A 23,332-nucleotide genomic window follows, 5' to 3' on the forward strand; every position below is an offset into this window, starting at 1 on the left:
CAATTCGACCGTGAGGAGAAGTCCGATGAAGTCTCGTCTCATTCGCGCAGGCCTGATCGCCGTCGTCATGCTGGCTGCGACACCCGTCATGGCCCAGACCAAATGGAATCTGCCGGCGGCCTATCCCGCCGACAATCCGCACTCGGAGAATCTGGTCGCGTTCGCCAAGGACGTCGAAGCTGCCACGTCCGGCAAGCTTCAGATCACGGTCCATCCGGGTGCCTCGCTGTTCAAGGCACCCGACATCAAGCGCGCCGTCATGACCGGACAGGCGCAGATGGGCGAAGTGCTGCTGTCGATCCACGAGAACGAGGATCCGGTCTTCGGCATTGACGTCGTTCCGTTCCTTGCGACGAGCTTTCCGGAGGCGATGAAGCTCTATCAGGCCTCAAAACCGCTGATCACAAAGAAGCTCGATGCGCAGGGTCTGAAACTCCTGTTCGCCGTGCCGTGGGCGCCGCAGGGTGTCTACGCCAACAAGCCGCTGGCCACGATCGAGGATATGAAGGGGCTGAAATGGCGCGCCTACAACGTCGGTACCGCGCGGATCGGCGAACTGGTCGGCGCGCAGTCGGTCACGATCCAGGCCGCCGAACTTCCGCAGGCACTCGCCACGGGCGTGGTGAATTCGTTCATGTCATCGGGCGGCACTGGCTACGATGCCAAGGCCTGGGAGTCGCTGAAATATTTTTACGACGTGCAGGCCTGGATTCCCAAGGACTACACCTTCGTCAACAAGGCGGCATTCGAGGCGCTGGACAAGCCGACGCAGGAGGCGATCCTCAAGGCCGCCGCCACCGCGGAGACGCGAGGTTGGAAGGCCTGGGAAGAGAAGGCCAATTGGTACGTCGATCAGCTCAAGGCGAAGGGCATGACGGTGGAGGCGCCCAGTCCGGCCCTGAAGGCGGGCTTCCAGAAGGTCGGCGAGCAGCTCACGACTGACTGGCTCAAGAAGGCCGGCGCCGACGGACAGGCGGTGGTCGACGCCTATAAGAAGATGTGACGTATTCGTCGGGCGGGTGAGGGTGCCTCGCGCGCCTTCACCCGTCAAAACGCCTGGTCACCAAGCGGAGCGCAGGACGGCCTTGCCGGTATAGGCCTGACTCTGAAGCAGGCACGAGGTTACGCTGAAATCGCCTTGGCCGAGCCGACCTCGTTGCGCAGCAGGAATTTCTGGATCTTTCCCGTCGATGTCTTCGGGATCGGTCCGAACACGACGGCCTTCGGCGTCTTGAAGCCGCTCATATGCGTGCGGCAGAAGGCGATGATGTCGGCCTCGCTCGCGCTGGCGCCGTCCTTCAGCTCGATAAACGCGCAGGGCACTTCGCCCCATTTCGGATCTGGCTTGGCGACCACGGCGGCGAACAGCACCGCCGGGTGCTTGTAGAGGATGTCCTCGACCTCGACCGAGGAAACGTTCTCGCCGCCGGAGATGATGATGTCCTTGGAGCGGTCCTTGATGGTGACGTAGCCGTGCTCATCGAGCACGCCGAGATCGCCGGTGTGAAACCAGCCGCCCGCGAAGGCTTCCTTGGTCGCCGTCTCGTTCTTGAGATAGCCTTTCATTACGATGTTGCCGCGGAACATGACCTCGCCGATGGTCTCGCCGTCGCGCGGCACCTGCTTCATGGTCTGCGGATCGATGACGGTGACGCTTTCCTCGAGCGGGTAGGGCACGCCCTGCCGGCGTTTCATTTTCGCGCGTTCGGCGGCGGGCAACTCGTCCCAGCCGGGCTGCTCGGCGCAGACGGAGGCGGGGCCATAGACCTCGGTCAGGCCATAGACGTGCGTGAGCTTGATGCCGATGCTTTCGGCGCCTTCCAGCACGGCGACGGGCGGCGCGGCGCCGGCGATGAGGCCGACGACGCGGCGGGCCGCATTGCCTTTCGGCGCATCGGGAGCGTTGATCAGCACGTTGTAGACGATCGGCGCGCCGCACATATGGGTGACGCCGTGTTGCCTGATCAGCTCGAAGATCTTGGTCGGTTCGACCTTGCGCAGGCAAACATTGATGCCGGCAGCCGCCGCGATGGTCCAGGGGAAGCACCAGCCGTTGCAGTGGAACATCGGCAGCGTCCAGAGATAGACCGGATGCTGGCCGAGATTGCCGGCGAGGATGTTGCTGACGGCGTTGAGATAAGCACCGCGATGATGGGTGACGACGCCCTTGGGATTGCCTGTGGTGCCCGATGTGTAGCTCAACGCGATCGCATCCCATTCATCGCCCGGCGTGACCGCCGCGAAATCCGGATCGCCTTGCGCGACGGCCGCTTCGTACTCGATCTCGCCGATGCGCTTGCCGCCCTTGAAGGCGGCATCATCGACGTCGATCACGAAGGGCTTCGGTCCGGTCATCTGCGCCAGCGCGTCGGTGATGACGCCGGAGAATTCGGGATCGACCAGGATGATCTTGGCGCCGCCATGATCGAGCTGGAACGCGATCGAGGGGGCATCGAGCCGGATGTTGAGTGCGTTCAGGACGGCGCCGGTCATGGGGACGGCAAAGTGCGCCTCGTTCATCGCCGGGATGTTCGGCAGCATCGCCGCGACGGTGTCGCCGACGCCGATGCCCTTGCCGGCGAGATAGGATGCAAAGCGCTTGCAGCGCTCATGGGTTTGAGCCCACGTGAAGCTGCGCCCCTCATAGACCGTGCTGACGTGATCCGGATAAACCGCGGCGCTGCGGGCGAGGAAGCTCAACGGCGACAGCGGCACGTAATTGGCGGGTGTCTTGCCGAGGCCGATGTTGTACTGGTTCTGCCGATCGCTCATCGACACCCTCCTTGACGCCCACGTTACAGGAATCCAATCGAGATCCAGGGGAAGACCGCGACGACGATCAATCCCACCAGCAGTGCCAGCAGATAGCCCCAGATCGGCCTGACGCCTTCGGCCGGATCGACGCGTCCAATGGCACAGGCCGCATAATAGCCGACGCCGAAGGGCGGCGCGAATAGCCCGATACCCATCGCCAGAATGATCACCATGGCGTAGTGCACCTCATGCACGCCGACGGCGCGGGCGATTGGAAACAGAAGCGGCCCGAACAGCACAATCGCGGGGATGCCCTCCAGCACGCTGCCGAGGACGGTAAAGGCCAGGATGGACACGGCGATGAAGGTCGCAGCCCCCCCCGGCAATCCGGTCATGGCGGCCGCCAGCGAGCGCGAGAAGCCGGACTGGGTCAGGCCCCAGGCCATGCCCGTGGCCGTGCCGATGATCAGCAGGATCGCGCCGGACAGCGCCGCCGTCTCGACCAGCATCGGAAACAGCCGCCGCCAGTCGAAGCGGCGATAGACCAGCAAGCCAACCAAGGCGCCATAGACGATGCCAATGGTCGAGACCTCAGTGGCGGTCGCGATGCCCTCGACCACGGCGTAGCGGATCACGAAGGGCAGCGCGAGCGCGGGCAGGGCGATGATGAAGGTTTTGCCGATCTCGGAGGCCGTGGCGCGGCGGACATGGCTCATGTCCTCATGGCGGTAACGCCACCGGACCAGCATGCAGAGCGTGATCGCGAGCACGACACCCGGTAGCAGTCCGCCGGTGAACAGCGCCGCGATCGACACGCCGGTGACCGAGCCGATCGTGATCAGCACGAGACTCGGCGGGATGGTCTCGGTCTGGGCCCCGGTCGCCGCCAGGAGCGCGACGAGATCGCCGGGCTTGGCGCCGCGCTGCTTCATCTCGGGAAACAGAACGGGCGCGACCGCGGCCATGTCGGCCGCCTTGGCGCCGGATATGCCGGAGACCAGATACATCGCGCCCACCAGCACGTAATGCAGGCCGCCGCGGACGTGGCCGAGCAGGCTTCCCAGGAACGCCACCATGGCCCGGGCCATGCCGGTCATTTCGATCAGCAGCCCGAGGAACACGAAGAGCGGTACCGACAGCAGGATCAGGTGGCTCATGCCCTCGTCCATCCGTCCGACCAGCACCATGACGGGTGTGCGCGTGGTCAGCGCCAAATAGCCGAAGATCGCGAGGCCAAAACCGAACGCAATGGGAACGCCGGCGAAAACGCAGAAGCCGGCGACGCCGACGAAGAAGATAACGAGATTGAGATTGCCGAGAGGCTGTAGGTAAGGCTGCGCCAGCCAGAACAGACCGATAACGACGATGACGGAGATCACGGCCGTCAGCACCATGCGATAATCGGCGGTGCGAAGCAGCCGGAGCAGCGCGAACGCCGCCATCAGGCAAATCCCAACCGGCAGAGCGACGGCACGCCACATGTTGGAAATCTGCAGCGCCGGCGTGGTGATGAAGCTTTCCTCGTAGGCATAGTCCCAGGACGGCCAGATGATCAGCACGAGGAACGCCAATGCCGCGCAGGTCGCGATGAGGTCGAGATAGGCGCGCATGGCCGGCCGCGCGCTCGCGACAACCGCGGTCATGCGCATGTGCTCGGAGCGGCGAAATGCGACCGCCGCGCCCAGCATCGCTAGCCACAAGAACAGGATCGAAGCGAGTTCGTCGGACCAGATCAGCGGCCGGTGCAAGCCGTAGCGCGCGACGACGCCGGCAAACAGGATCGCGATCTCGACAACCACCAGAATGGCCGCCGGGATTTCGACAGCGAGGCCGAGGATGCGCTCGAGCGAAGCCAGCACGGAGGATCGGCGAGGGGGCTGAACAGCCACCTCGCCCACGACTTCGGTCACCTGAACCTCGATATGAGCCATAACGGCTCCAACGCGTTACGACAGCTTGCCGACGGCCTTTTCCAGCAGCTCCCAGGCCTGCTCGCCATACTTGCCCTTCCACTCGGCATAGAAGCCGGCGGACCGCAGCTTGTCGCGGAACGGCGCGACTGCGGGCTGGTTGAAGGTCAGGCCTTTGCCCGCGAGCTCCTGCTGAAGGCTGGCATTCAGCTTGGCGGTGTCCTCACGCTCCTTGATGGCGGCGGTGTTGATGTTCTTGGCGACGATGGTGCGCACATCCTGTGGGAGCTTTTCCCAGGCTCTCCGGTTGGCCAGGAACCAGAAGCCGTCCCACATGTGGTTGGTCAGCGAGCAGTATTTCTGCACTTCATAGAGCTTTGCCGTCGAGATGATCGCCAGCGGGTTCTCCTGGCCCTCGACGATCTTGGTCTGAAGCGCGGAATAGACCTCGGCGAAATTGATCGAGGCGGGCGCGGCATCGAACGCCTTGAACATCGAGGTCCACAGGGGCGAGACCGGCACGCGGATCTTGAAGCCCTTGAAATCGTCCGGGCTGGTGATCGGCTTGGTCGACGACGTGGTCTGGCGGAAGCCGTTGTCCCAGATCTTGTCCATGACCTCGAGGCCGGCCTTCTTGATCTCGCCACGGACATAGGCGCCGAGGTCGCCGTCCATGGCCTTCCAGACCGTGTCGTAGTCCGGGAATGCGAAGCCGATGCCGTTGATGGACGCTGCCGGCACCAGGGTCGACAGGATCAGGCCGGACAGCGTGAAGAACTCGACGCCGCCGGAACGGATCTGGCTCAGCATGTCAGTGTCCGAGCCAAGCTGGTTGTTCGGGAAGATCTGGAGGTCGAACTTGCCGCCAGTCTCGCTCTTGATGGCCGCAGCCATCTCCTTGGCGCGGACGTTCAGCGGATGGCTGTCTGGCAGGTTGTTGGCGTATTTGTAGGTGAACTCGGCAGCCTGGGCACGGGCCACATAGGGCGCGCTGACGCCGCCAAAAACGGCGGTCGCGGCGGAGGCCTTGAGAAGCGCGCGGCGGGAAAAACTCATGGGTCTGCTTCCTCAAAAGGATTGTTCTTGTTGTGAGACGCAAACCATACGGACGTCGGGCCTGAAGGTCATCTGCGATCTCGCGAAGCTCGCTTATTGCAGCCGGACAAGGTCGCGGCAATATCGGCTTTCGAAGACATCGGCCCGATGCAAAATCTGAAAAACAACCCCATGCACAGTAGCCGTCAAGCGCTGACAGGCTGGACAAACCCGCAGCCGGAAATCGCGCAGGAGCAAAAGCGCCATGATAGCAATTTCGGCTAAATATCTGATTGGATTATATATAAATATATTCCATAATATACCTTATGCGAATTACAGATATGGCTTGGCCAATCAGGGCTGCGCGTGATTGCTTTCCCCAAATCGAGATTCTGTTGGCCCCTTGCCCCTTCACAAACAGACCCGCGCCGGCTCGAGCCAGTGCAGTCCGTTTCGGAAGTCGATCGAGTCGCGGCATCCAAAGCGAACTACGCCGACGTGCCAACCGGCTGGCAACATGCCAAGCAGGTGTCCGACACCGGCGGGAGCAGGCCTTGACCGCTAACCGCGGGCGCTAGTCCGCCGAAAGAGAACGGAGCCAGGCCAACCTGGAGATCGCCCTCTCCGCCATCTGTTGCAGGACTTCGGTCCGGGCAGCGTCATCCGAGCGTTCGGCCCCGTCGAGATAGCTGTCGACCAGGGCCTCGGCGATCTCCAGCGAATCCTTATTTTCGAGCGAGGCCGGAAAGCGGCCGACACCAGCGGCGGCGTCGGCCATCCTTGCCGTCTCGTCGTGGAGCTCCCGCGTACGGACCGCGCTTGGCCCGCTCATATGTCGCGCGAGATCAGCCAGCCGGTTGGCCAGGCGAAGCTCGAGCGTCCGCGCATTGATCTGCGGTGTTGCGGTCCCAGATCCCGCGGCGGGTTCCCGCGCGTGCTCGCGATGGTAAGCGCGGCGCCTCTCCTTCCGCAGTACGGCAACATGGCCGAGTTCCTCCCTCGCCATGGCTTCGGACGCCTTCTTGATCTCGGGATCACTGGAATAGGCCGCGAGATAGGACCAGAACGCGAAGGCTCGTTCCTCGTTGCGGACGGCCATCGCGAGCGCGCGATACGGCGTCATCAAGCGGGATGTCTTCACCTCCGCGGCAGCTTCCGGATCAATCGCTTCGGGCGTCTGCCAGCGCACGAGAGCGGGATCGGGAACCTTGCCGCGGCGTGATTGTGACCATTGCGCGACGCTGTCGACGTGCTCGCGCTCGGCGGAACCCAAGTTCGCGAACACGTCGGCGAGATCATGCTTGCCTTGCTTGCGCATCTCTTCGGCCAAATCGTCGTATCGATTTGCCGCCTCCTGCTCCATTCCATGCGCTAGCGCAAACAGCTCGTCGAGAGACGCCGGTACACCACCGGGCTCAGCACTCAGCAATGACGTGCGTAGGAATGGCATGACGAGGGCTCCAGATGCAGACGACTAATTCGGCTCCACATGCACCTAAGGAGTTTTGCGGAGTTGACAGATGCGGTCGTGGACGATGAGTTTTACACGTCAGCGGCGACAAATCATCAACGAAGAATCCTTCAGCACGCGCGGCCCGCTCGGCCGCGCAGATCGCGTTTGACTCGAAATGTCGCAGCAGCCGCATCACGATACCGGCTTCGCAAGACGTGCAGCGCACGCGCTCGCAGGCTTGCTGTTGATGTGTTTGGCGTACATCTCGCCTGCATTCGCCGCCGGCGACTTGCAAACATACCTGCCGAAGCTCGCACCCGCTGACTTTTTCCCTGGTGCGGATCGTTTTGGCTCGCCGCAAGGCGATCCGCCCATTGTTCCGGTCTACCGCGGCGACCAGCTCCAGGGATTTGTCTTCCTCAACTCCGACTTCGCGAACGCCGTCGGCTACTCGGGCAAGCCGATTCACATATTGGCGGGAATCGATCCGAAGGGCGTTCTCACCGGCGTAAAGCTTGTCGACCACAAGGAGCCGATCGTGCTGGTCGGCATTCCTGAGGCACGCATCGTCGCGGCCATGAACTCGCTGATCGGCAAGGACATGAAGCCGGTCGCAAGCGGGGCCGAGAGCCCGCCGCAAGTCGACATTGTCAGCGGCGCGACCGTCACGGTGCTGGTGATGAGCGACAGCATTGTCCGTGCGGCATCCAAGCTCATCCGAAGCGGTCGTATCGGCGGCGGAGACGGCGCCGCGGCGTCGGCGGCCCTACCCCCGGTCATCAAGACTCTCGATCTTGCACAAAGCGACGTGCGCGACTGGGAGAGTCTCGTCGGCGACGGCTCGGTGCGCCGGCTTCATCTCGGGATTGGCGACGTCAACGAGGCCTTTGCCAAGTCCGGGAACGCTGCAGCGAGCCAGTACCCTGAGCCGGGCGATGCGAGCGACAGCTTCATTGACCTTTACGCCGCGCTGGTGACCGCGCCCACGATCGGTCGCAGCCTGCTGGGCGAGGATGGCTATCAACGGCTGAAGGACCGGCTGAAGCCGGGCCAGCAGGCCATCATTGTCGCCGGCAATGGCACCTATTCCTTCAAAGGGTCGGCCTATGTTCGCGGCGGCATCTTCGATCGCATCGAGATCTTGCAGGACGGCAACAGCACCCGGTTTCGCGACCGCAATCATACGCGGCTAGGCGCGCTGGAGGCTGCGGGCGCTCCCGAGTTCAAGGAAATCGCACTGTTCGTCACGCCTCCCGAGTTCACGCTTGATCCGACGCAGGCCTGGCAACTGAAGTTGCTCGTGCAGCGAAGCCTGGGCGGACACGACAAGGCCTTCCTGACATTCGACGTCAACTACACCCTGCCCGACAAATACGTGCGTCGCGAGCAGCGTGCGGTGACCGTGCCGGAGAGTGCTGCTCCCCCTGCAGCGCAGGCCACGGCCGCAGCCGCCCCGGCGCCAGAGACGGATGAGCCGCTCTGGATGCGGATCTGGGGTGCGAACACCGTCTCGGTCGCCATAACAGCGTTCATGCTGGCCGCCCTCACCGGCATCTTCTTTTTCCAGAATCTGCTTGTGCGCCGACCGGTCTTCTACAACTGGGTTCGGCGAGGCTTTCTCGTCTTCGTTCTGGTCTGGCTCGGCTGGTACGCAAACGCCCAGCTCTCCGTGGTCAACGTCGTCACCTTCACCAACGCGCTGGTGACCGGCTTTCACTGGGAATTTTTCCTTGCCGCTCCGCTGATCTTCATTCTCTGGGCTGCGACGGCCGGGGGCCTCCTGTTCTGGGGCCGCGGTCCGTTCTGCGGCTGGCTATGTCCCTTCGGCGCGCTGCAGGAGCTGACCAACCAGGTCGCCAAATGGTTGAAGGTGCCGCAAATCACCGTGCCATGGGGACTGCACGAGCGGCTCTGGCCGATCAAATATATCATCTTCCTGGGGCTGTTCGGCCTGTCGCTCTACTCTGTCGACATGGCCGAACGGTTCGCGGAAGTCGAACCGTTCAAGACGGCCATCATCCTGAAATTCGCACGACAGTGGCCGTTCGTCCTCTACGCAGTGGCGCTGCTCGTGATCGGCCTCTTCATCGAGCGATTCTTCTGCCGCTACCTTTGTCCGCTCGGCGCGGCGCTCGCGATTCCCGGACGCATGAGGACGTTCGAATGGCTTCGCCGCTGGCAGGAATGCGGCTCGCCATGCCAGCGCTGCGCCAAGGAGTGTCCGGTGCAGTCGATCCATCCCGAGGGACATATCAACGTCAACGAATGCATCTACTGCATGCATTGCCAGGAACTCTATTACGACGACCATCGCTGCCCGCACATGATCCAGGTGCGGCTGAAGCGCGAGAAGCGTCAGGCGTTGGCGTCGCCCTCGATGCGCTCGGGCGGCAAAGGTCCCGCGACCGTCATCACCGCTGGCGGCAAGCCTGTCAGCCGATCACCCGTCACCTCTCCACCCGTCACCTCTCCACCCGAAACCTGAAACCGAAAGCCGAGGAGGCAATCATGAGTGAGAACGACAAAGCAAAGGGCGTCAGTCGACGAACGGTGCTGGGAACGACAGCGGCTGCTGCGGGCATCGGCCTGGCGGGCGGCGCCTCAGTGAAGGGCGGTGGCGGGTTCGTTTCGAGCGCCGATGCCCAAACAAACGCGGCCCCGAAGGCGCCCCCGGCGCGATCGGCCGTGCAGAAAACCGAAGTGGCGCCTGGCGAACTCGACGAGTACTACGTGTTCTTCTCGAGCGGCCAGTCCGGCGAGATGCGGATCGTCGGCCTCCCCTCGATGCGCGAACTGATGCGTGTGCCAGTGTTCAATCGCTGCAGCGCGACCGGCTGGGGCCTGACCAATGAAAGCCTCAAGGTTCTGACCGAGGGACTGCAGCCCGCCACGCGCGAATTCCTCAAGACTCGCGGCGGCACGTTCATGAACGGCGACCTCCACCATCCGCACATCTCCTTCACGGACGGCACTTATGACGGCCGCTATGCTTTCATGAACGACAAGGCCAACACGCGCGTCGCGCGGGTGCGGCTCGACGTCATGAAGTGCGACAAGATCATCGAGCTGCCCAACCAGCATACGGTCCATGGCTTGAGAGTGCAGAAATATCCGCGCACCGGATATGTGTTCGCCAACGGCGAGGATGGTGTGCCCCTGCCCAACGACGGCAAGATCCTCGACGATCCCAAACAATATCGGTCGATCTTCAGTGCGATCGATGGTGACACGATGAAAGTCGCCTGGCAGGTGATCGTCAGCGGAAATCTCGATAACGTCGACGCCGACTACCAGGGCAAGTACGCCTTCTCGACCTGCTACAACGGCGAGGAAGGCGTCACGCTGGCCGAAATGACGGCCAACGAGCAGGATTGGGTCGTCATCTTCAACATCAAGCGCATTGAGGAAGCCGTCAAGAAAGGCGACTTCAAGGAGATGAACGGCGTGCCCGTGATCGACGGCCGCAAGGGATCGGCCTACACGCGCTACGTTCCGGTCTCGAACAATCCGCACGGCATGAACACGGCGCCGGACGGTATTCACATCGTGGCAGCCGGAAAGCTTTCGCCGACCGTGACCGTGATGGACGTACGGCTGTTCGACCAGTTGTTCGACGACAAGATCAAGCCGCGCGACGTCGTGGTCGCCGAGCCCGAACTCGGCCTCGGACCGTTGCATACGGCTTATGACGGCAAGGGCAACGCCTATACGACCCTGTTCCTCGACAGCCAGGTCGTCAAATGGAACATCGATCTGGCCAGGCGAGCCTTCAAAGGAGAAAAGGTCAATCCCATCCTCCAGAAGCTCGATGTGCACTATCAGCCGGGCCACAACCACAGCTCCATGGGGCAGACCAAGGAGGCTGACGGCAAATGGCTGATCTCGCTGAACAAGTTCTCGAAGGACCGCTTCCTGAACGTCGGGCCGCTCAAACCGGAGAACGATCAGCTGATCGACATCTCAGGCGACCAGATGAAGCTGGTGCACGACGGCCCGAGCTTCGCCGAGCCGCATGACGCCACCATCGTCCACCGTTCCAAGATCAACCCGATCTCGATATGGGACCGCGCGGATCCGATGTTTGCCGATGCGGTCAAGCAGGCCAAGGCGGATGGCGTCAATCTGGAGGCGGATTCGAAGATCATTCGCGACGGCAACAAGGTGCGCGTCTACATGACCTCGACCGCACCGGCGTTCGGCCTCGAGAAGTTCGATGTCAAACAGGGTGACGAGGTGACCGTCTTCATCACCAACATCGATGCGGTCGAGGATCTGACGCACGGTTTCTGCATCGTGAACTACGGCATCCAGATGGAAATCGCGCCGATGGCGACCGCATCCGTCACGTTCACGGCCAGCAAGCCGGGAGTTTACTGGTATTACTGCTCCTGGTTCTGCCACGCCATGCACATGGAGATGAAGGGCCGCATGTTCGTCGAGCCGAAGTCGGTCTGACGGGAGCCAGCTCGTGAACGTCTTGTTGCGCATGTTCCCGGCGGCGCTGGTTGCCGCCGGGGTATCCGGTTTCGCCAATGCGGAGATTCTGACGGCTGCGCCGGGTCAGCCGTTGCAGGCGCTGCTGGATGGCGCGCGCGCCGGCGACGTCGTCGAGCTCTCGCCGGGCGAATATCACGGTTCGTTTCGGATCGATCGCCCCCTGCAACTGATCGGCCAACAAGCAGCGGTGCTCGACGGTGACGGCGCGGCCAACGTCGTCACGGTCAGCGCGCCGGACGTCACGGTTCGTGGCGTGACCATCCGGCGGTCCGGACGCGATCTACAGGCGATGAATTCCGGAATCTTCCTGGAAAAGACCGCCGAACGCGCGACGATCGAAGACAATCATTTCGTGGAAAACCTGTTCGGCGTCTATGTGCACGGCGCCCGGGGCTCCAGGGTCAGCCGCAATGATATCGAAGGCCTGCGCGGCGGGCGTCTCAGCGAAGCCGGCAACGGCATCTCGCTCTGGAATGCGCCCAACGTCACCATCGCGGACAACACATTCCGCTATGGCCGGGACGGCATCTTCTCGATCTCCAGCAGCAAGGACCGCTTCATCAATAATCGCTTCGACCAGGTCCGCTTCGCAATCCACTACATGTACACCAACGACAGCGAAGTCAGCGGCAACGTGTCGACCGGCAATCATGTCGGCTATGCCATCATGTATTCGAACCGGCTGGTGATCCGCGGCAATGTCTCCGATCACGATCGCGACCACGGCTTCCTGTTCAACTACGCGAATTACGCGGAGATCAACGGCAACCGCGTCACGGGCGGCCCGCTGAGCTCGATGATTGACGGGACGGACAGTGGGCCTGACGACGAGCGGGGGATGCTTCCGGAGCCGGTGCGGGCACGCCCGCTTCGGAGCGGCCCGGAAAAATGCGTGTTCATCTACAATGCCAACCACAACAAGTTCCGCAACAACTGGTTCGAGAACTGCGCCATCGGCGTGCACTTCACCGCCGGCTCCGAAGGCAACGAGATCACGGGCAATGCCTTCGTTAACAATGCCAACCAGGTGAAATATGTCGGCACGCGGAACCTGGACTGGTCGACCGGCGGGCGCGGCAACTACTGGAGCGACAATCCGGCCTTTGACCTCAACGGGGACGGAATCGCCGATACGGCGTACCGGCCGAACGATCTCATCGATCGCGTGCTGTGGACCGCGCCCGCTGCAAAGGTCCTCATCAACAGCCCTGCCGTCCAGGTGATCCGCTGGGCGCAGGCGCAATTCCCGGCCCTGCTGCCGGGAGGCGTCGTCGACAGCCACCCTCTGATCTCCCCGCCCCCGCGCCGCACGGCCAAGGAGGCACGATGATGAAGACGGTACGCATCTCCGACGTGACGAAAGACTACGGCAGCGTGAAAGCCGTCCGCGGCGCCTCGTTCGAGCTCCACCAAGGCGAGCTGGTGGCCCTGATCGGCCACAACGGCGCCGGCAAGACCACGCTCATGAAACTCATGCTGGGGCTGATCCGGCCGACCAGCGGCTCGATCGAGGTGCTTGGCGACAATCCCGCGGCTGGCGAATTCGCGGGCCGCCGCCAACTCGGTTACTTGCCCGAGAACGTCTCCTTCGATGCAGCGCTGACCGCCCGCGAGACGCAGGCCTTCTATGCCAGGCTGAAGCGCGAGCCGGTGGCGGCGGCACTCGATCTGCTCGACGCCGTCGGACTAGGAGCAGCCAGCCGCCGCCGGGTCGGCACCTATTCGAAGGGCATGCGCCAGCGCCTCGGACTTGCGCAGGCGTTGATCGGACGTCCGCGGGTGCTGCTGCTGGACGAGCCGACCACCGGGCTTGATCCGGAGCTGCGTCAGACCTTCTACGAGGTCATTCAGCGACTTGCCGCCGAAGGTGCGACAGTGCTGCTGTCGTCCCACGCGCTCACCGAGCTCGAGGAGCGCGCCGGCCGGGTGATCATCATGAATCGCGGCCTCAAGGTCGCGGACGGATCGATCGCAGAGCTGCGCCGCCTCGCCCAGTTGCCCACCAGGATCCGTCTCAAGGTTTCGGGCCTTGCTCAGAGCGAGCTGCCGGGCTGGGCCCCGCAGGATGCAACCTGCCGCCGCCTGAACGGCCACATCGTCGAGATCGACGCCGCGCCGGAGCGGAAAATCGAGCTCCTGCATCGCGCGACGGCCTCGGGCAATTCCGTCGAGGATGTCGACGTGATCCCGCCCTCCCTGGATGAGCTTTACGCTCATTTCCTCAGGCAATCGGAGCAGGCACCATGAATGTCCTGATCGTTGCAGCCAAGGAGATCCACCAGGCCATCCGCAATCGCTGGGTGCTTGCCGCGACGCTGTTGCTTGCCGGGCTTGCGCTATCGCTGAGCTTTCTCGGCAGCGCGCCAACCGGGAATGTCGGCGTTCGCACGCTCGACGTGGTCATCGTCAGCCTGTCGAGCCTGACGATCTTTCTCATTCCGCTGATTGCGCTTCTGATCTCCCATGACGCCATCGTCGGCGAGATGGAGCGCGGAACGATGCTGTTGCTGCTGAGCTATCCGGTCGCGCGATGGCAGGTGTTGCTCGGCAAATTCCTGGGCCATCTCGCCGTCCTCGCCTTCGCCACCAGCCTCGGCTATGGGCTTGCCGTCGGCGCATTGGCGGCGGCCGGCAGCCGCATCGATACCGATAGCCTGCTGGCCTTCGTAGCCATGATCGGCTCCTCAGTGCTGCTGGGAGCAGCTTTCGTGGCGATCGGATATCTGGTCAGTGCGCTTGTCCGTGACCGGGGAACGGCGGCTGGCATCTGCATCGGATTGTGGCTGCTGCTGGTCTTGATCTACGATATGGCCCTGTTGGGCGTGCTTGCGCTCGACCAGGGACGCAACATCTCCGCAACCGCACTTAACGCTCTGCTGCTGTCGAACCCGACCGACGCCTACCGGCTGATCAATCTGACCGGATTCGCCAATGTCAGCACATTTGCCGGCATGGCCGGCCTGACGCAAAGCACGTCGCTGACGGCGCCGGTTCTTCTGGCCGCCCTGCTCTGCTGGACCGCGGTCCCGCTGGCATTTGCCGCGCTCGCTTTCTCGCGGAGGGAGCTATGAGACAGTGGGTCATGGCTTGCGCATTGCTGCTGCCGCTCGCGCTTACGGGCTGCAACGAGAAACAGGCGGCAAAAATTCCGCCGCCGCAGCGGATGACCGCGGAGGACATCGGTCATTATTGCGGCATGAACGTGCTCGAGCATCCGGGACCAAAAGGGCACATCTTCGTCGCGAGCCTCATAGAACCCGTCTGGTTCTCGTCGGTGCGCGATACGCTCGCCTTTACCCAACTGCCGGATGAGCCGAAGGACATTCAGGCGATCTACGTCTCGGACATGGCCAAAGCGCCGAGTTGGGACAAGCCCGGCCCCGACAACTGGGTCGAGGCGCGCAAGGCGCTGTTCGTGATCGAAAGCCGGGTCAGAAGCGGCATGGGAGGGGATGAGGCCGTTCCGTTCTCCGATCGCGGCGCAGCCGAGAAATTCGCTGCCGAAAATGGCGGCAGGATCGTCGGGTTCGACGATGTGCCCCGCGACTACGTCTTGACGTCGGCGACCGCCAACATTGACGCCACGTCCGACGCAACTGATGGGCTGCCGGGCGAGCGATCGAAAGGGCAACCATGATGCAAATGCCGACGCGCCGACGCTTCATCCGGATCAGTGCCGCAGCGGCGGGCCTCAGCCTGCTGTCCGGCGGGCGCTCCATTCATGCCGAGGTCGTGCCGACTGTCTGGCGAGGCACGATGCTGGGTGCGGTCGCGACGATGGAGGTTCACTGCGAGGACCGCAGCCGTGCGGACCGGCTGATCGCGCTGGCTTGCGCAGAGGCGCGCCGGCTCGAGCGGCTGTTCAGCCTTTACCTGAACGACTCTGCGCTGGTCGAATTGAACCGCACCGGGATTCTGGTTGATCCAGCTGCCGAGATGGTCGATCTGCTATCGGCCTCGCAGCACTACTCCCGCCTGACAGGCGGACTGTTCGATGTCACCGTGCAGCCGCTGTGGGACCTCTATGCCAGCCATTTCGCGCAGGATGATGCGGACCCGGCCGGCCCGGCAGCGGCTGCGATCCACGCCGCGCTGGCGCGCGTCGGGAGCGACCGTATGACGGTCGGCCGCGACCGCATCGTGATACCCCGCGGCATGGCCATCACCCTGAATGGCATCGCGCAGGGCTATGTCACGGACAAGGTGGTGGATCTGCTGCGCGCCCACGGCGTCACCCACAGCCTGGTCGATATGGGGGAAGCTCGGGCGATTGGCGCGCGACCGGACGGACGATCATGGGAGGTCGGCATTGCCGATCCGGATATCGAGGGCCAGACGAAAGCGGTGCTGCCGATCGTCGACCGTGCGGTGTCCACCTCGGGCAATTATGGCTTCAGGTTCGACCCCAGGGCACAATTCAACCACCTGTTCGATCCGCAAACCGGCGGATGCGCTCACCGCTATCGCAGCGTGACCACTGTGTCCCGCAGCGCGACCGCGGCTGATGCCTTATCGACGGCGTTCAGCTTCATGCCGGACGAGCAGATTCGATCGTTGCTGCCAAGGGTCGACATCGATCGCGTGTATCTGATCAATGACGCCGGTCAATCGATCGACATCGCCGCGTAGCGGCTGCTAAATCGTCTGACGCGAAGAGCGTCGGCGAATCCTAGCCGGTCGAGATGGCCGAAGCCGATATTGCCCTTGAACTGCGCGTCGGCGTTCGATCGGCGGCCTCGGGGGGCTTGCCGAGCAACGGCGCAAACTGCTCCGCAGTTATCGTCTCATTGGCGATCAACAACGCGACCCCGGCATCAAGCTCGGCTCGCCGCCGTTGCAGGATATCGCGGGCGCGACGGTCGCCCTCTTCGACCAGGTTCCGCACGGCAAGATCAATCTCACGGCCGGTCGCTTCCGCAGCCGCCACGATCGCATCCTGGGTGGCAGCCATGAAGGCCTGCGGTTTTGGTGCATAGGTGCGCTGCCCGACGGTCTCGTCCATGCCGTATTTGGTCACCATCTCGATGGCGACTTCGGTCGCCCGTTGAAGATCATCGGCGGCGCCGGTCGAAATGGCGCCGTCGAAAATCAGGCGCTCGGACGCGCGTCCTCCCATCAGCACGGCAATACGGTTCTTCAGCTCCTCGATCGTGAGCAGGAACCGGTCCTCGGTCGGACGCTGGATGGTGTATCCCAGCGCCCCGATCCCGCGTGGGATGATCGACACCTTCTGCACCGGATCGACGCCGGGCAGGCTTGCCGCGACGAGGGCATGTCCCATCTCGTGGTACGCAACCCTGCGCCGCTCGTTCGCGCCGAGCACCCTGCTCTTCTTTTCGATCCCGGCTACGATCCGCTCGATCGCCGAAACAAAATCGGCGAACGAGACCTGCTCGCCGTTCCGCCTGGTCGCGGCGATCGCGGCCTCGTTGATGAGGTTGGCAAGATCGGCGCCGGTGAAACCGGTCGTGAGGCCGGCGACCTTGTCGAGGTCGACATCCTCGCCCATGTGGATCTTGCGGACGTGCACCTTGAGAATGGCGACGCGTCCGGTCTTGTCCGGCCGGTCCACGAGGACCTGTCGATCGAACCTGCCGGCGCGCAACAGCGCCGGATCCAGGATCTCGGGGCGGTTGGTGGCTGCGAGCAGGATCACGCCGGCGCTCGGATCGAACCCATCGAGCTCCGACAGCAGCTGGTTGAGGGTCTGCTCCTTCTCGTCATAGCCGCCGACCGACAGCGGCCCGCGGCTGCGTCCCAGCGCGTCGAGCTCATCCACGAAGATGATGCACGGGGCAGCCTTGCGGGCCTGCTCAAACAGGTCCCGAACGCGCGCAGCGCCAACTCCGACGAACATCTCGACGAATTCCGAACCGGAGATCGAGAAGAACGGGACAGCGGCCTCGCCCGCGACCGCGCGGGCCAGCAAGGTCTTGCCGGTGCCCGGCGGCCCAACCAGCAAGATGCCTTTCGGCACGTGCGCGCCCAAACGGCCGTAGCTCTTGGGGTCCTTCAGAAATGAAACGACTTCCTGCAGCTCGAACTTCGCCTCGTCGACGCCGGCGACGTCGGCGAAGGTGACCTTGATGTCCTTCTCGACATAGACCTTGGCGCGGGACTTCCCGATCGCCATCAATCCCCCGAAGCCCTGGCCGCCGGTGACACTGCGACCGAGCCAGAACCAGATCAGGAAGAAGACGATGACCGGGAAAATCCAGGACAGCAGGCTTTGCAGCCCGCCGCTTGCCGGAACGCCGGTCACGCTGACGCCCTTTGCCGCGAGCTTCTCGGCCAGGGCCAGATCAACCCGCGCGGTGACGAATGCTGATTTTCCGCTCGCGAGCGGTTCCTTCAACTTTCCCAGGATTGTGTCCTGACCGACGGAAACTTCGGCGAGCTTGTCCTGGGCGAGCAGTTGCTCAAACTGGCTGTAGGGGATGGTCTCGATCGAATTGTACGCCGTCGAAATGAACTGCAACAAGACGAGCAGCATGCCCCCCGCGAAGATCAGGGCCATCGCTATGGTCTGCTTGCGCGATATTTGTTCAGGCTCCACCGGCTGCTCCCATTGACGTCGGCCAGGATGCAAACGTTACCGGTGCAGCGGTGGCTTCCGCTTGACCCAGGTCAACACCAAGGTCAACACCCAGGTCGACACTCACGTCAACGCGGCGCTGGTCGCGAGCCTCGCGCCTTGGCGCGGTCCTACGGACAGTTCCTTAGGTGATGAGCCCGAATTTCGGCCGCCCGACTGACCCGCTAAAAAGCATTCGGCCAGCACGCATTCGGCTCGTTGACGATGGAGCCTGCAATGAATCACTCGATTTATACCGCAGATAAGGCAACCCACGTGAAGGTCGTTGTCTCCGTTCTGCTCACCAGTATTGCGATCATGGCGATAACGTTGACCGCCCGCCTGACCCATCCTGATGTCAACGCGCGAGCCATGGCGACCCAGACTGTCTCCAAGCCTCATCCTGGCCATGCTCTTACCGAGCTGGCCCGACTGGAAAAGCATCCGATCTAGATCGAATTGGCGGAGGGCACCAAGATGACCAATGAAGCGATCAAGGCGCTGATGGTACTCGCGCTCTACGGCGTGCTCGAACTTGCGCTCTTTTCCTCGTCCATCGGCAGATTCGCAAAGCGAACCGTGCTGTCCGGCCACCGTCGCATGGCGAACGGCGCATTCAAGTCACGGCGATCGCCCCCGATCTAACGCAGCGGCAGCAGCTCGAGTTGGCTCTGCGCCTTCTTGACGGTTGCCGCGAACCAGCTCTGGCTGGGCGCTTCCCTGGCGAAGCACTTGGTGTAGGCGTCCATCGCCTGGTCTTCCAGAGCCATGGAATCCCGCGGGACTTTTCGCGCCATCATCTGCTTCCAGACCTTCTCGCAAGCCGGGATCTCGGCCGTCGTCACGGCCTCGGTTGCCGCAAGGAAGTAGACCTTGTCGTCCTGGATCGCGACCACGTCGATTTCATGCGGCGGTCCCTTGAGGTCGCCATTGCCGCGGATGCCGAGAACGGCGACAGCGACGCTCGCAGATGCTGGCTTGGTGATCGGCAGCTCGGCATATTTGGCGAAGGCAGCGTCCTGGATCGCCTGATAGTAGAAGCGGTCCGACCGAAATGCCGCATCCATCTCCTGCGGCATGCCGTCCTTGCGATGTTCGGCAAGCCAGTGCTTCAGCAGGGACTTCGTGGTCACCACGGCCTGCTGCTTGTCGCCTTCGGTGGCGAAGCCGAGCCCGTCGAGATGGCCAAAGCCGATGTCGCCCTTGAACAGCGTGTCGACATTGGACTTGCCGTCGGCCGCAAGCCCCTTGATCGTGACCGGGCCCACCAGGCCGCGCAACACGCCGGTCAGCTCGTTCAGCGCCGCATCGTGCTGCTTGTAGGTCTCGTCGTTCTCCTTGGCTTTCGAGAACTTCGCGATGTAGCGGTCGCGCAGGTCGAGATAGTGCTGCTCGGAAGAGGCCGCATGCGCTGAAGTGGCGAAGGCAAACAGGCAGAGGAAGGCAAGCGATCTCATTGCAAAGTCCGGGAAGCCAGGGAGCGATCTCCAGTCTTTGTGGCCGTGCCGGGCCCGAAGGTTCATCCACTACGGTTGCCCAGCCGCTGGAGAACCGATCCTTCACCATGCCCTGCCCAGATTGCCAACCTCGTCGGCGTCTCGCCCGAATACATCTTGCGCGTCGAGAGCGGCGAGATCAGCATCCCTCTCCACCAGCTCACCCACATGGCGGATCTGTTTCTGGTCGATCTCGACAGCCTCGTGGCAGGCTCCGCCTCGATTGCCTTGCCGCCGGCCGAGCCGAACGCGCATGAGTCTGCCGGGGCCCCGCTCCGCTAACCCTTCTGACAGCACGAGCCGCTCTGCTCGCCGGTCAGCACACTGCGGCTGTTGCGATCAGGCGGGATGTCGAAGGCCGCGTTGGCCGCGAAGAAGCCGGTCGGCTTCAGCACGAAGCCGGCATACTCGACAGGCATGATCGGAAAATCCTCGGGCTTGCAGATATGAGTGTGGCCGAACGAGTGCCACAGCACGATATCCGCATTCTCGATGTTGCGGTCTTGCGCGGCGTAGCGCGGCAAACCATCGCCGCCGGCATGGTTGTTGGGATAATCGCCGCTGGCGTATTTCTCGGCCGGATCGAATGCCGTCACCCAGACATGCCTGGTGGCAAAGCCTCCGCGCCTGCGCACGTAGCTGCCCTCCTGCGCCAGCATCAGCGGGCTCGGATTGACGACGAGCTTGTAGGCGGGCGCATTGCCGACCGAATTGATCTCGTTGGGATTGCTGATCTTCCAGAACCGGCCGGTCTCGCCATTGGCAACGGCGGCAGCGTCGCGCTCGCGTGAGAGGACGCGCGTGGTGGTATCGAATACGTTGCCGTGGGGATTGTCCGCGCCCCAGGGCCGCGGCACGAACTCATGCTCGGTCACGGTGTTGCCGCCACCGTCGAGATCCATGTGCAGGCGCACGTTGAAGAAATGCTGGTGCGTCGGCCCGCCCAGGTTGTCGTCGACCATTCCGCCCCATTTGTACTTTTCACCCGACGGCACGGCGGCGGTCTGGATGATGCCGGTGAGTTTTGTCTCGAGCTGAATCGTGCCGTCCTGGTAGAGGTACCAGTAGAAGCCGTAATCGTAATTGCCGACGGTCGCGAAGAACGAGATCACGAGCCGCCGGAACCTGCGCACCTCGAACAGGCCATTGCGGAATTCGTAGTGTTTCCAGGCAATTCCGTAGTCTTCTTCATGCATGCAGATGGCGTTCTGCATGACGAAGGGCTTGCCGTTGTTGTCGGCCGCCGGCACGTCGAAATAGTGGATGTTGCCGAGACAATCGCAGCCGAGCTCGAGCGCATTGGCGAGCATGCCGAGGCCGTATTCGCCGGCGTCGAACGCCGACTTCCAGAAGTGATTGGCGGTCGGATCGGCGTAGGGCACCACCATCTCGGTGACGCTGGCGCGATGGATCAGCGAGCGCTTGCGCATCCCGTCCTGATAGGCGAGCTGATGCAGCACCAATCCCTCGCGCGGTGTGAAGCCGACACGAAAGCTCCATTTCTGCCAGTCGACCTTCCAGCCGTCGACGCGAAAGCTCGGCCCTTCCGGCTGCTCGATATGCAGCGGCTTGATGTCGGTACGCGGGTTCGCAACTTCATGCGCGCCATAGTTCCGCTTCTTGCGCGGGATCGGTACGACCGGATCCTCATCGGTGAGGTCGATCACCCTGCCCCCGATCAGGTCGACGACCGCGACCACGCCCTCGATCGGATGGGCGTAGCCGTTGTCCTGCGGGTGCTCGCGAAAGAAGCTTACGGCACGGACGATGCGGGCGCCGCGCTCATAGTCGAAATCGAAGAAGCCAGAGGAAAACGGGTCGACCTGGACCAGCTCGATATCCTTGTCCGTGAGCCCGCGACGGTGCATCGCCGCGCGCCAACCGGAATCGGCTTTGACCACGGCCTCGCACTTGAAGAACTCCTCCAGCATCACCGGTGGCTGCCCATAGGGCGCCTCGCGGTTCGGAATGGCTTTTCGCGCGACGATCTCGCTGCGGCCGAGATCGACGATGTGCTCGATCGCCTCGCCCGTGGCGATGTCCAGCGTCAGCGCAAAGGCGCGGCGCGTTACGCCGCCAGCGGCCAGCTCCTGCTTGGTCGGCTCCTCCAGCCGCACCGTCGGGAATCGGCAATTCTCCGGCGAGGCGGCTTCGGCGCGCACCAGCGTGCAGGCCGCAGTGATCTCCTCGGCGGTCAAGGGATCGAGCGGATGCGGCGTCGCAGTCTGCGTTGATGAATCGGCTTTGACTATATCGAGCATGGGGATGTCCGGAGGTCAGCGCGGAGCCAGGTGTGTCGCGATGGCGCGGAAGGCCGCGAACCAGCGCTGGTCGACCGGCACGTCCATCGCCTTGGGCTGCGTCGCGAGCTTGACGATGACGGTGTCCGAGTCGAGATCGATATGGAGGTGCTGGCCGTGGATACCAATTCCGGTGATCGCGTTCCGCGCCGGATCGATCGTGAACCATTTGCTGCGATAGCGCGCACCCGGGAAGAACTCGGCGAGGTCGCCGTCGGCCCAGGCCTTCGGGTCGCCGTTCTCTCTGATATCGTCGATCCACCAGCCCGGCACCACCTGCCGTCCCTCCACCACGCCGCGATTGCGCATCATCTCGCCGAAGCGCAGCAGATCGCGCGCCGTGACCGAGATGCCGCCGGCGATGCGGCCCATGCCGTGGCTATCGAGGGTGAGCGAGCCGTCCTCCTCCGCGCCCAAGGGCTGCCAGAGATAGTCGGAGAGGATGCGGTGATAGGGCATTCCGCAGGCGCGCTCATAGACCCAGCCAAGCACCTCGGTGTTGGTCGAGACATAGTGGAACACCTTGCCGTGCGGCTTGCCGGTACCGCGTAGCGTCGCCAGATAGGCGCGCTGATGACTGGGCTCGACGCCCGGTGGCGGCACGTCCCAGCCCGACGAGAAGCGATAGCGCGCAACGTCGCCGGCTGGGTCCTCGTAGTCCTCTTCGAACTGGATGGCGACGGCCATGTCGAGCAGGTTGCGGACCGTGCAGGTGCCATAGACCGAGCTCTCCAGCTCCGGCACATAGCGCACCACCCTCGCCTCGGGATCGACCAGGCCGCGGGCGGCCAGCACGCCGCCGAGCGTGCCTGATATCGCCTTGCTGATCGAGCAGATCAGATGCGGCGTAGCCACGCTCATACCGTCGCCGTACCATTCGTGGACCAGCGTGCCCCGATGCATGACCAGCAGCGCATCGGCGAAGGTCTCGCGGAGCGTCGCCTCGATCGTGGTCGCCTGACCGTCAGGTGCGGTGAAGCCAAGCTTTGCCAGCTCGCGCGGCGCGCTCGCGATCGGCGTCGGCTGTGCCGAGCGGCGGATCTCGGCGGTCGGCAGCACTTCGCGAACGTGCGTAAAGCCCCAGCGGATGGCGGGAAAGCTGCGCCAGTTGGCGCGGGTCACCTGGGCCTCTGGCGCGGGCGGGCTGCCGCGCATGATTTCAGTCGGTCGCATCTCGATTCCTCCGCGAAGCGCGATTCCGGCGCCGCTACCCGGACCGGCAGAGCGTAGGACTGCACAGGGGCAGGACCGGGCGTTATCGAGATCCGGCAATATTTTGCTGGACAGGGTCCGTGGCCGTGCCAGTCTGG

Annotated in this window: 21 protein-coding genes; 13 read left to right on the forward strand and 8 right to left on the reverse strand. The window is 63.3% G+C overall.

Annotation, left to right across the window (positions count from 1 at the left end; all coding sequences use genetic code 11):
- The first annotated feature begins 25 nt into the window (after positions 1–25).
- Positions 26–1,003: a TRAP transporter substrate-binding protein gene (locus tag XH89_RS19995; RefSeq protein WP_194462168.1), complete on the forward strand. Its 978-nt coding sequence runs from the start codon at positions 26–28 to the stop codon at positions 1,001–1,003.
- 119 nt (positions 1,004–1,122) lie between these two features.
- Here XH89_RS19995 and XH89_RS20000 read toward each other — a convergent pair whose 3' ends face one another.
- The 3 genes from XH89_RS20000 to XH89_RS20010 are packed head-to-tail and all read right to left on the reverse strand — an operon-like array spanning position 1,123 to position 5,720.
- Positions 1,123–2,772: an acyl-CoA synthetase gene (locus XH89_RS20000; RefSeq protein WP_194462169.1), complete on the reverse strand. Its 1,650-nt coding sequence runs from the start codon at positions 2,770–2,772 to the stop codon at positions 1,123–1,125.
- 23 nt (positions 2,773–2,795) lie between these two features.
- A complete protein-coding gene (locus tag XH89_RS20005; RefSeq protein ID WP_194462170.1) occupies positions 2,796–4,685 on the reverse strand; it encodes a TRAP transporter large permease subunit in 1,890 nt (629 codons plus the stop codon).
- A gap of 15 nt (positions 4,686–4,700) precedes the next feature.
- A complete protein-coding gene (locus XH89_RS20010; protein WP_194462171.1) occupies positions 4,701–5,720 on the reverse strand; it encodes a TRAP transporter substrate-binding protein in 1,020 nt (339 codons plus the stop codon).
- Positions 5,721–5,816: 96 nt separating this feature from the next.
- Here XH89_RS20010 and XH89_RS20015 point away from each other — a divergent pair, with 96 nt between their 5' ends.
- A complete protein-coding gene (locus XH89_RS20015) occupies positions 5,817–5,984 on the forward strand; it encodes a hypothetical protein (RefSeq protein WP_194462172.1) in 168 nt (55 codons plus the stop codon).
- 292 nt (positions 5,985–6,276) lie between these two features.
- On the opposite strand, the gene XH89_RS20020 is transcribed toward XH89_RS20015, so the two are convergent.
- Entirely contained in the window at positions 6,277–7,152 is an 876-nt protein-coding gene (locus tag XH89_RS20020) for a ferritin family protein (protein ID WP_194462173.1), read from the reverse strand.
- Between the two features lie 250 nt (positions 7,153–7,402).
- On the opposite strand from XH89_RS20020, the gene XH89_RS20025 reads away from it, so the two are divergent.
- Genes XH89_RS20025 through XH89_RS20055 form a run of 7 tightly spaced genes read left to right on the forward strand, consistent with a single transcriptional unit; the run spans position 7,403 to position 16,281 of the window.
- Positions 7,403–9,640, forward strand: coding sequence for a NosR/NirI family protein (locus XH89_RS20025; RefSeq protein WP_246767567.1), 2,238 nt, complete (start codon positions 7,403–7,405; stop codon positions 9,638–9,640).
- Positions 9,641–9,663: 23 nt separating this feature from the next.
- Positions 9,664–11,610, forward strand: coding sequence for a TAT-dependent nitrous-oxide reductase (gene nosZ / locus XH89_RS20030; protein WP_194462175.1), 1,947 nt, complete (start codon positions 9,664–9,666; stop codon positions 11,608–11,610).
- Between the two features lie 13 nt (positions 11,611–11,623).
- The gene (locus XH89_RS20035; protein WP_194462176.1) at positions 11,624–12,982 is read left to right on the forward strand and encodes a nitrous oxide reductase family maturation protein NosD; all 1,359 of its coding nucleotides are present in this window, start codon (positions 11,624–11,626) and stop codon (positions 12,980–12,982) included.
- A complete protein-coding gene (locus tag XH89_RS20040) occupies positions 12,979–13,899 on the forward strand; it encodes an ABC transporter ATP-binding protein (protein ID WP_194462177.1) in 921 nt (306 codons plus the stop codon). Before XH89_RS20035 ends, XH89_RS20040 begins: the two co-directional genes overlap by 4 nt.
- The gene (locus XH89_RS20045) at positions 13,896–14,723 is read left to right on the forward strand and encodes an ABC transporter permease (RefSeq protein WP_194462178.1); all 828 of its coding nucleotides are present in this window, start codon (positions 13,896–13,898) and stop codon (positions 14,721–14,723) included. Before XH89_RS20040 ends, XH89_RS20045 begins: the two co-directional genes overlap by 4 nt.
- The gene (locus XH89_RS20050) at positions 14,720–15,289 is read left to right on the forward strand and encodes a nitrous oxide reductase accessory protein NosL (RefSeq protein WP_194462179.1); all 570 of its coding nucleotides are present in this window, start codon (positions 14,720–14,722) and stop codon (positions 15,287–15,289) included. The genes XH89_RS20045 and XH89_RS20050 overlap by 4 nt, the downstream gene beginning before the upstream one ends.
- Positions 15,286–16,281, forward strand: a complete 996-nt coding sequence (locus XH89_RS20055; RefSeq protein WP_194462180.1) for an FAD:protein FMN transferase — start codon at positions 15,286–15,288, stop codon at positions 16,279–16,281. Before XH89_RS20050 ends, XH89_RS20055 begins: the two co-directional genes overlap by 4 nt.
- A gap of 40 nt (positions 16,282–16,321) precedes the next feature.
- Here the strand turns inward: XH89_RS20055 and ftsH are convergent, their stop codons facing one another.
- Entirely contained in the window at positions 16,322–18,169 is a 1,848-nt protein-coding gene (ftsH, locus tag XH89_RS20060) for an ATP-dependent zinc metalloprotease FtsH (protein ID WP_371825233.1), read from the reverse strand.
- 100 nt (positions 18,170–18,269) lie between these two features.
- On the opposite strand from ftsH, the gene XH89_RS20065 reads away from it, so the two are divergent.
- Genes XH89_RS20065 through XH89_RS20075 form a run of 3 tightly spaced genes read left to right on the forward strand, consistent with a single transcriptional unit; the run spans position 18,270 to position 18,871 of the window.
- Positions 18,270–18,407, forward strand: coding sequence for a hypothetical protein (locus XH89_RS20065; protein ID WP_194462182.1), 138 nt, complete (start codon positions 18,270–18,272; stop codon positions 18,405–18,407).
- A 56-nt stretch (positions 18,408–18,463) separates the two neighbouring features.
- A complete protein-coding gene (locus tag XH89_RS20070) occupies positions 18,464–18,679 on the forward strand; it encodes a hypothetical protein (RefSeq protein WP_194462183.1) in 216 nt (71 codons plus the stop codon).
- A gap of 24 nt (positions 18,680–18,703) precedes the next feature.
- Positions 18,704–18,871: a hypothetical protein gene (locus XH89_RS20075; protein ID WP_194462184.1), complete on the forward strand. Its 168-nt coding sequence runs from the start codon at positions 18,704–18,706 to the stop codon at positions 18,869–18,871.
- On the opposite strand, the gene XH89_RS20080 is transcribed toward XH89_RS20075, so the two are convergent.
- Positions 18,868–19,683, reverse strand: coding sequence for a hypothetical protein (locus tag XH89_RS20080; RefSeq protein ID WP_194462185.1), 816 nt, complete (start codon positions 19,681–19,683; stop codon positions 18,868–18,870). The two genes, XH89_RS20075 and XH89_RS20080, sit on opposite strands and share 4 nt — an antisense overlap.
- A 156-nt stretch (positions 19,684–19,839) precedes the next feature.
- On the opposite strand from XH89_RS20080, the gene XH89_RS20085 reads away from it, so the two are divergent.
- On the forward strand, positions 19,840–20,004 hold the full coding sequence (locus XH89_RS20085) for a hypothetical protein (RefSeq protein ID WP_246767568.1): 165 nt from the start codon (positions 19,840–19,842) through the stop codon (positions 20,002–20,004).
- On the opposite strand, the gene XH89_RS20090 is transcribed toward XH89_RS20085, so the two are convergent.
- Both XH89_RS20090 and XH89_RS20095 read right to left on the reverse strand, forming a co-directional pair.
- Positions 20,001–21,983 (reverse strand): primary-amine oxidase, encoded by a 1,983-nt coding sequence (locus tag XH89_RS20090; RefSeq protein WP_194462186.1) that lies wholly within the window; start codon positions 21,981–21,983, stop codon positions 20,001–20,003. The two genes, XH89_RS20085 and XH89_RS20090, sit on opposite strands and share 4 nt — an antisense overlap.
- A 15-nt stretch (positions 21,984–21,998) precedes the next feature.
- A complete protein-coding gene (locus tag XH89_RS20095; RefSeq protein WP_194462187.1) occupies positions 21,999–23,195 on the reverse strand; it encodes a serine hydrolase in 1,197 nt (398 codons plus the stop codon).
- Positions 23,196–23,332 lie beyond the last annotated feature (137 nt).

This window comes from Bradyrhizobium sp. CCBAU 53340, assembly GCF_015291645.1.
Lineage (GTDB): Bacteria > Pseudomonadota > Alphaproteobacteria > Rhizobiales > Xanthobacteraceae > Bradyrhizobium.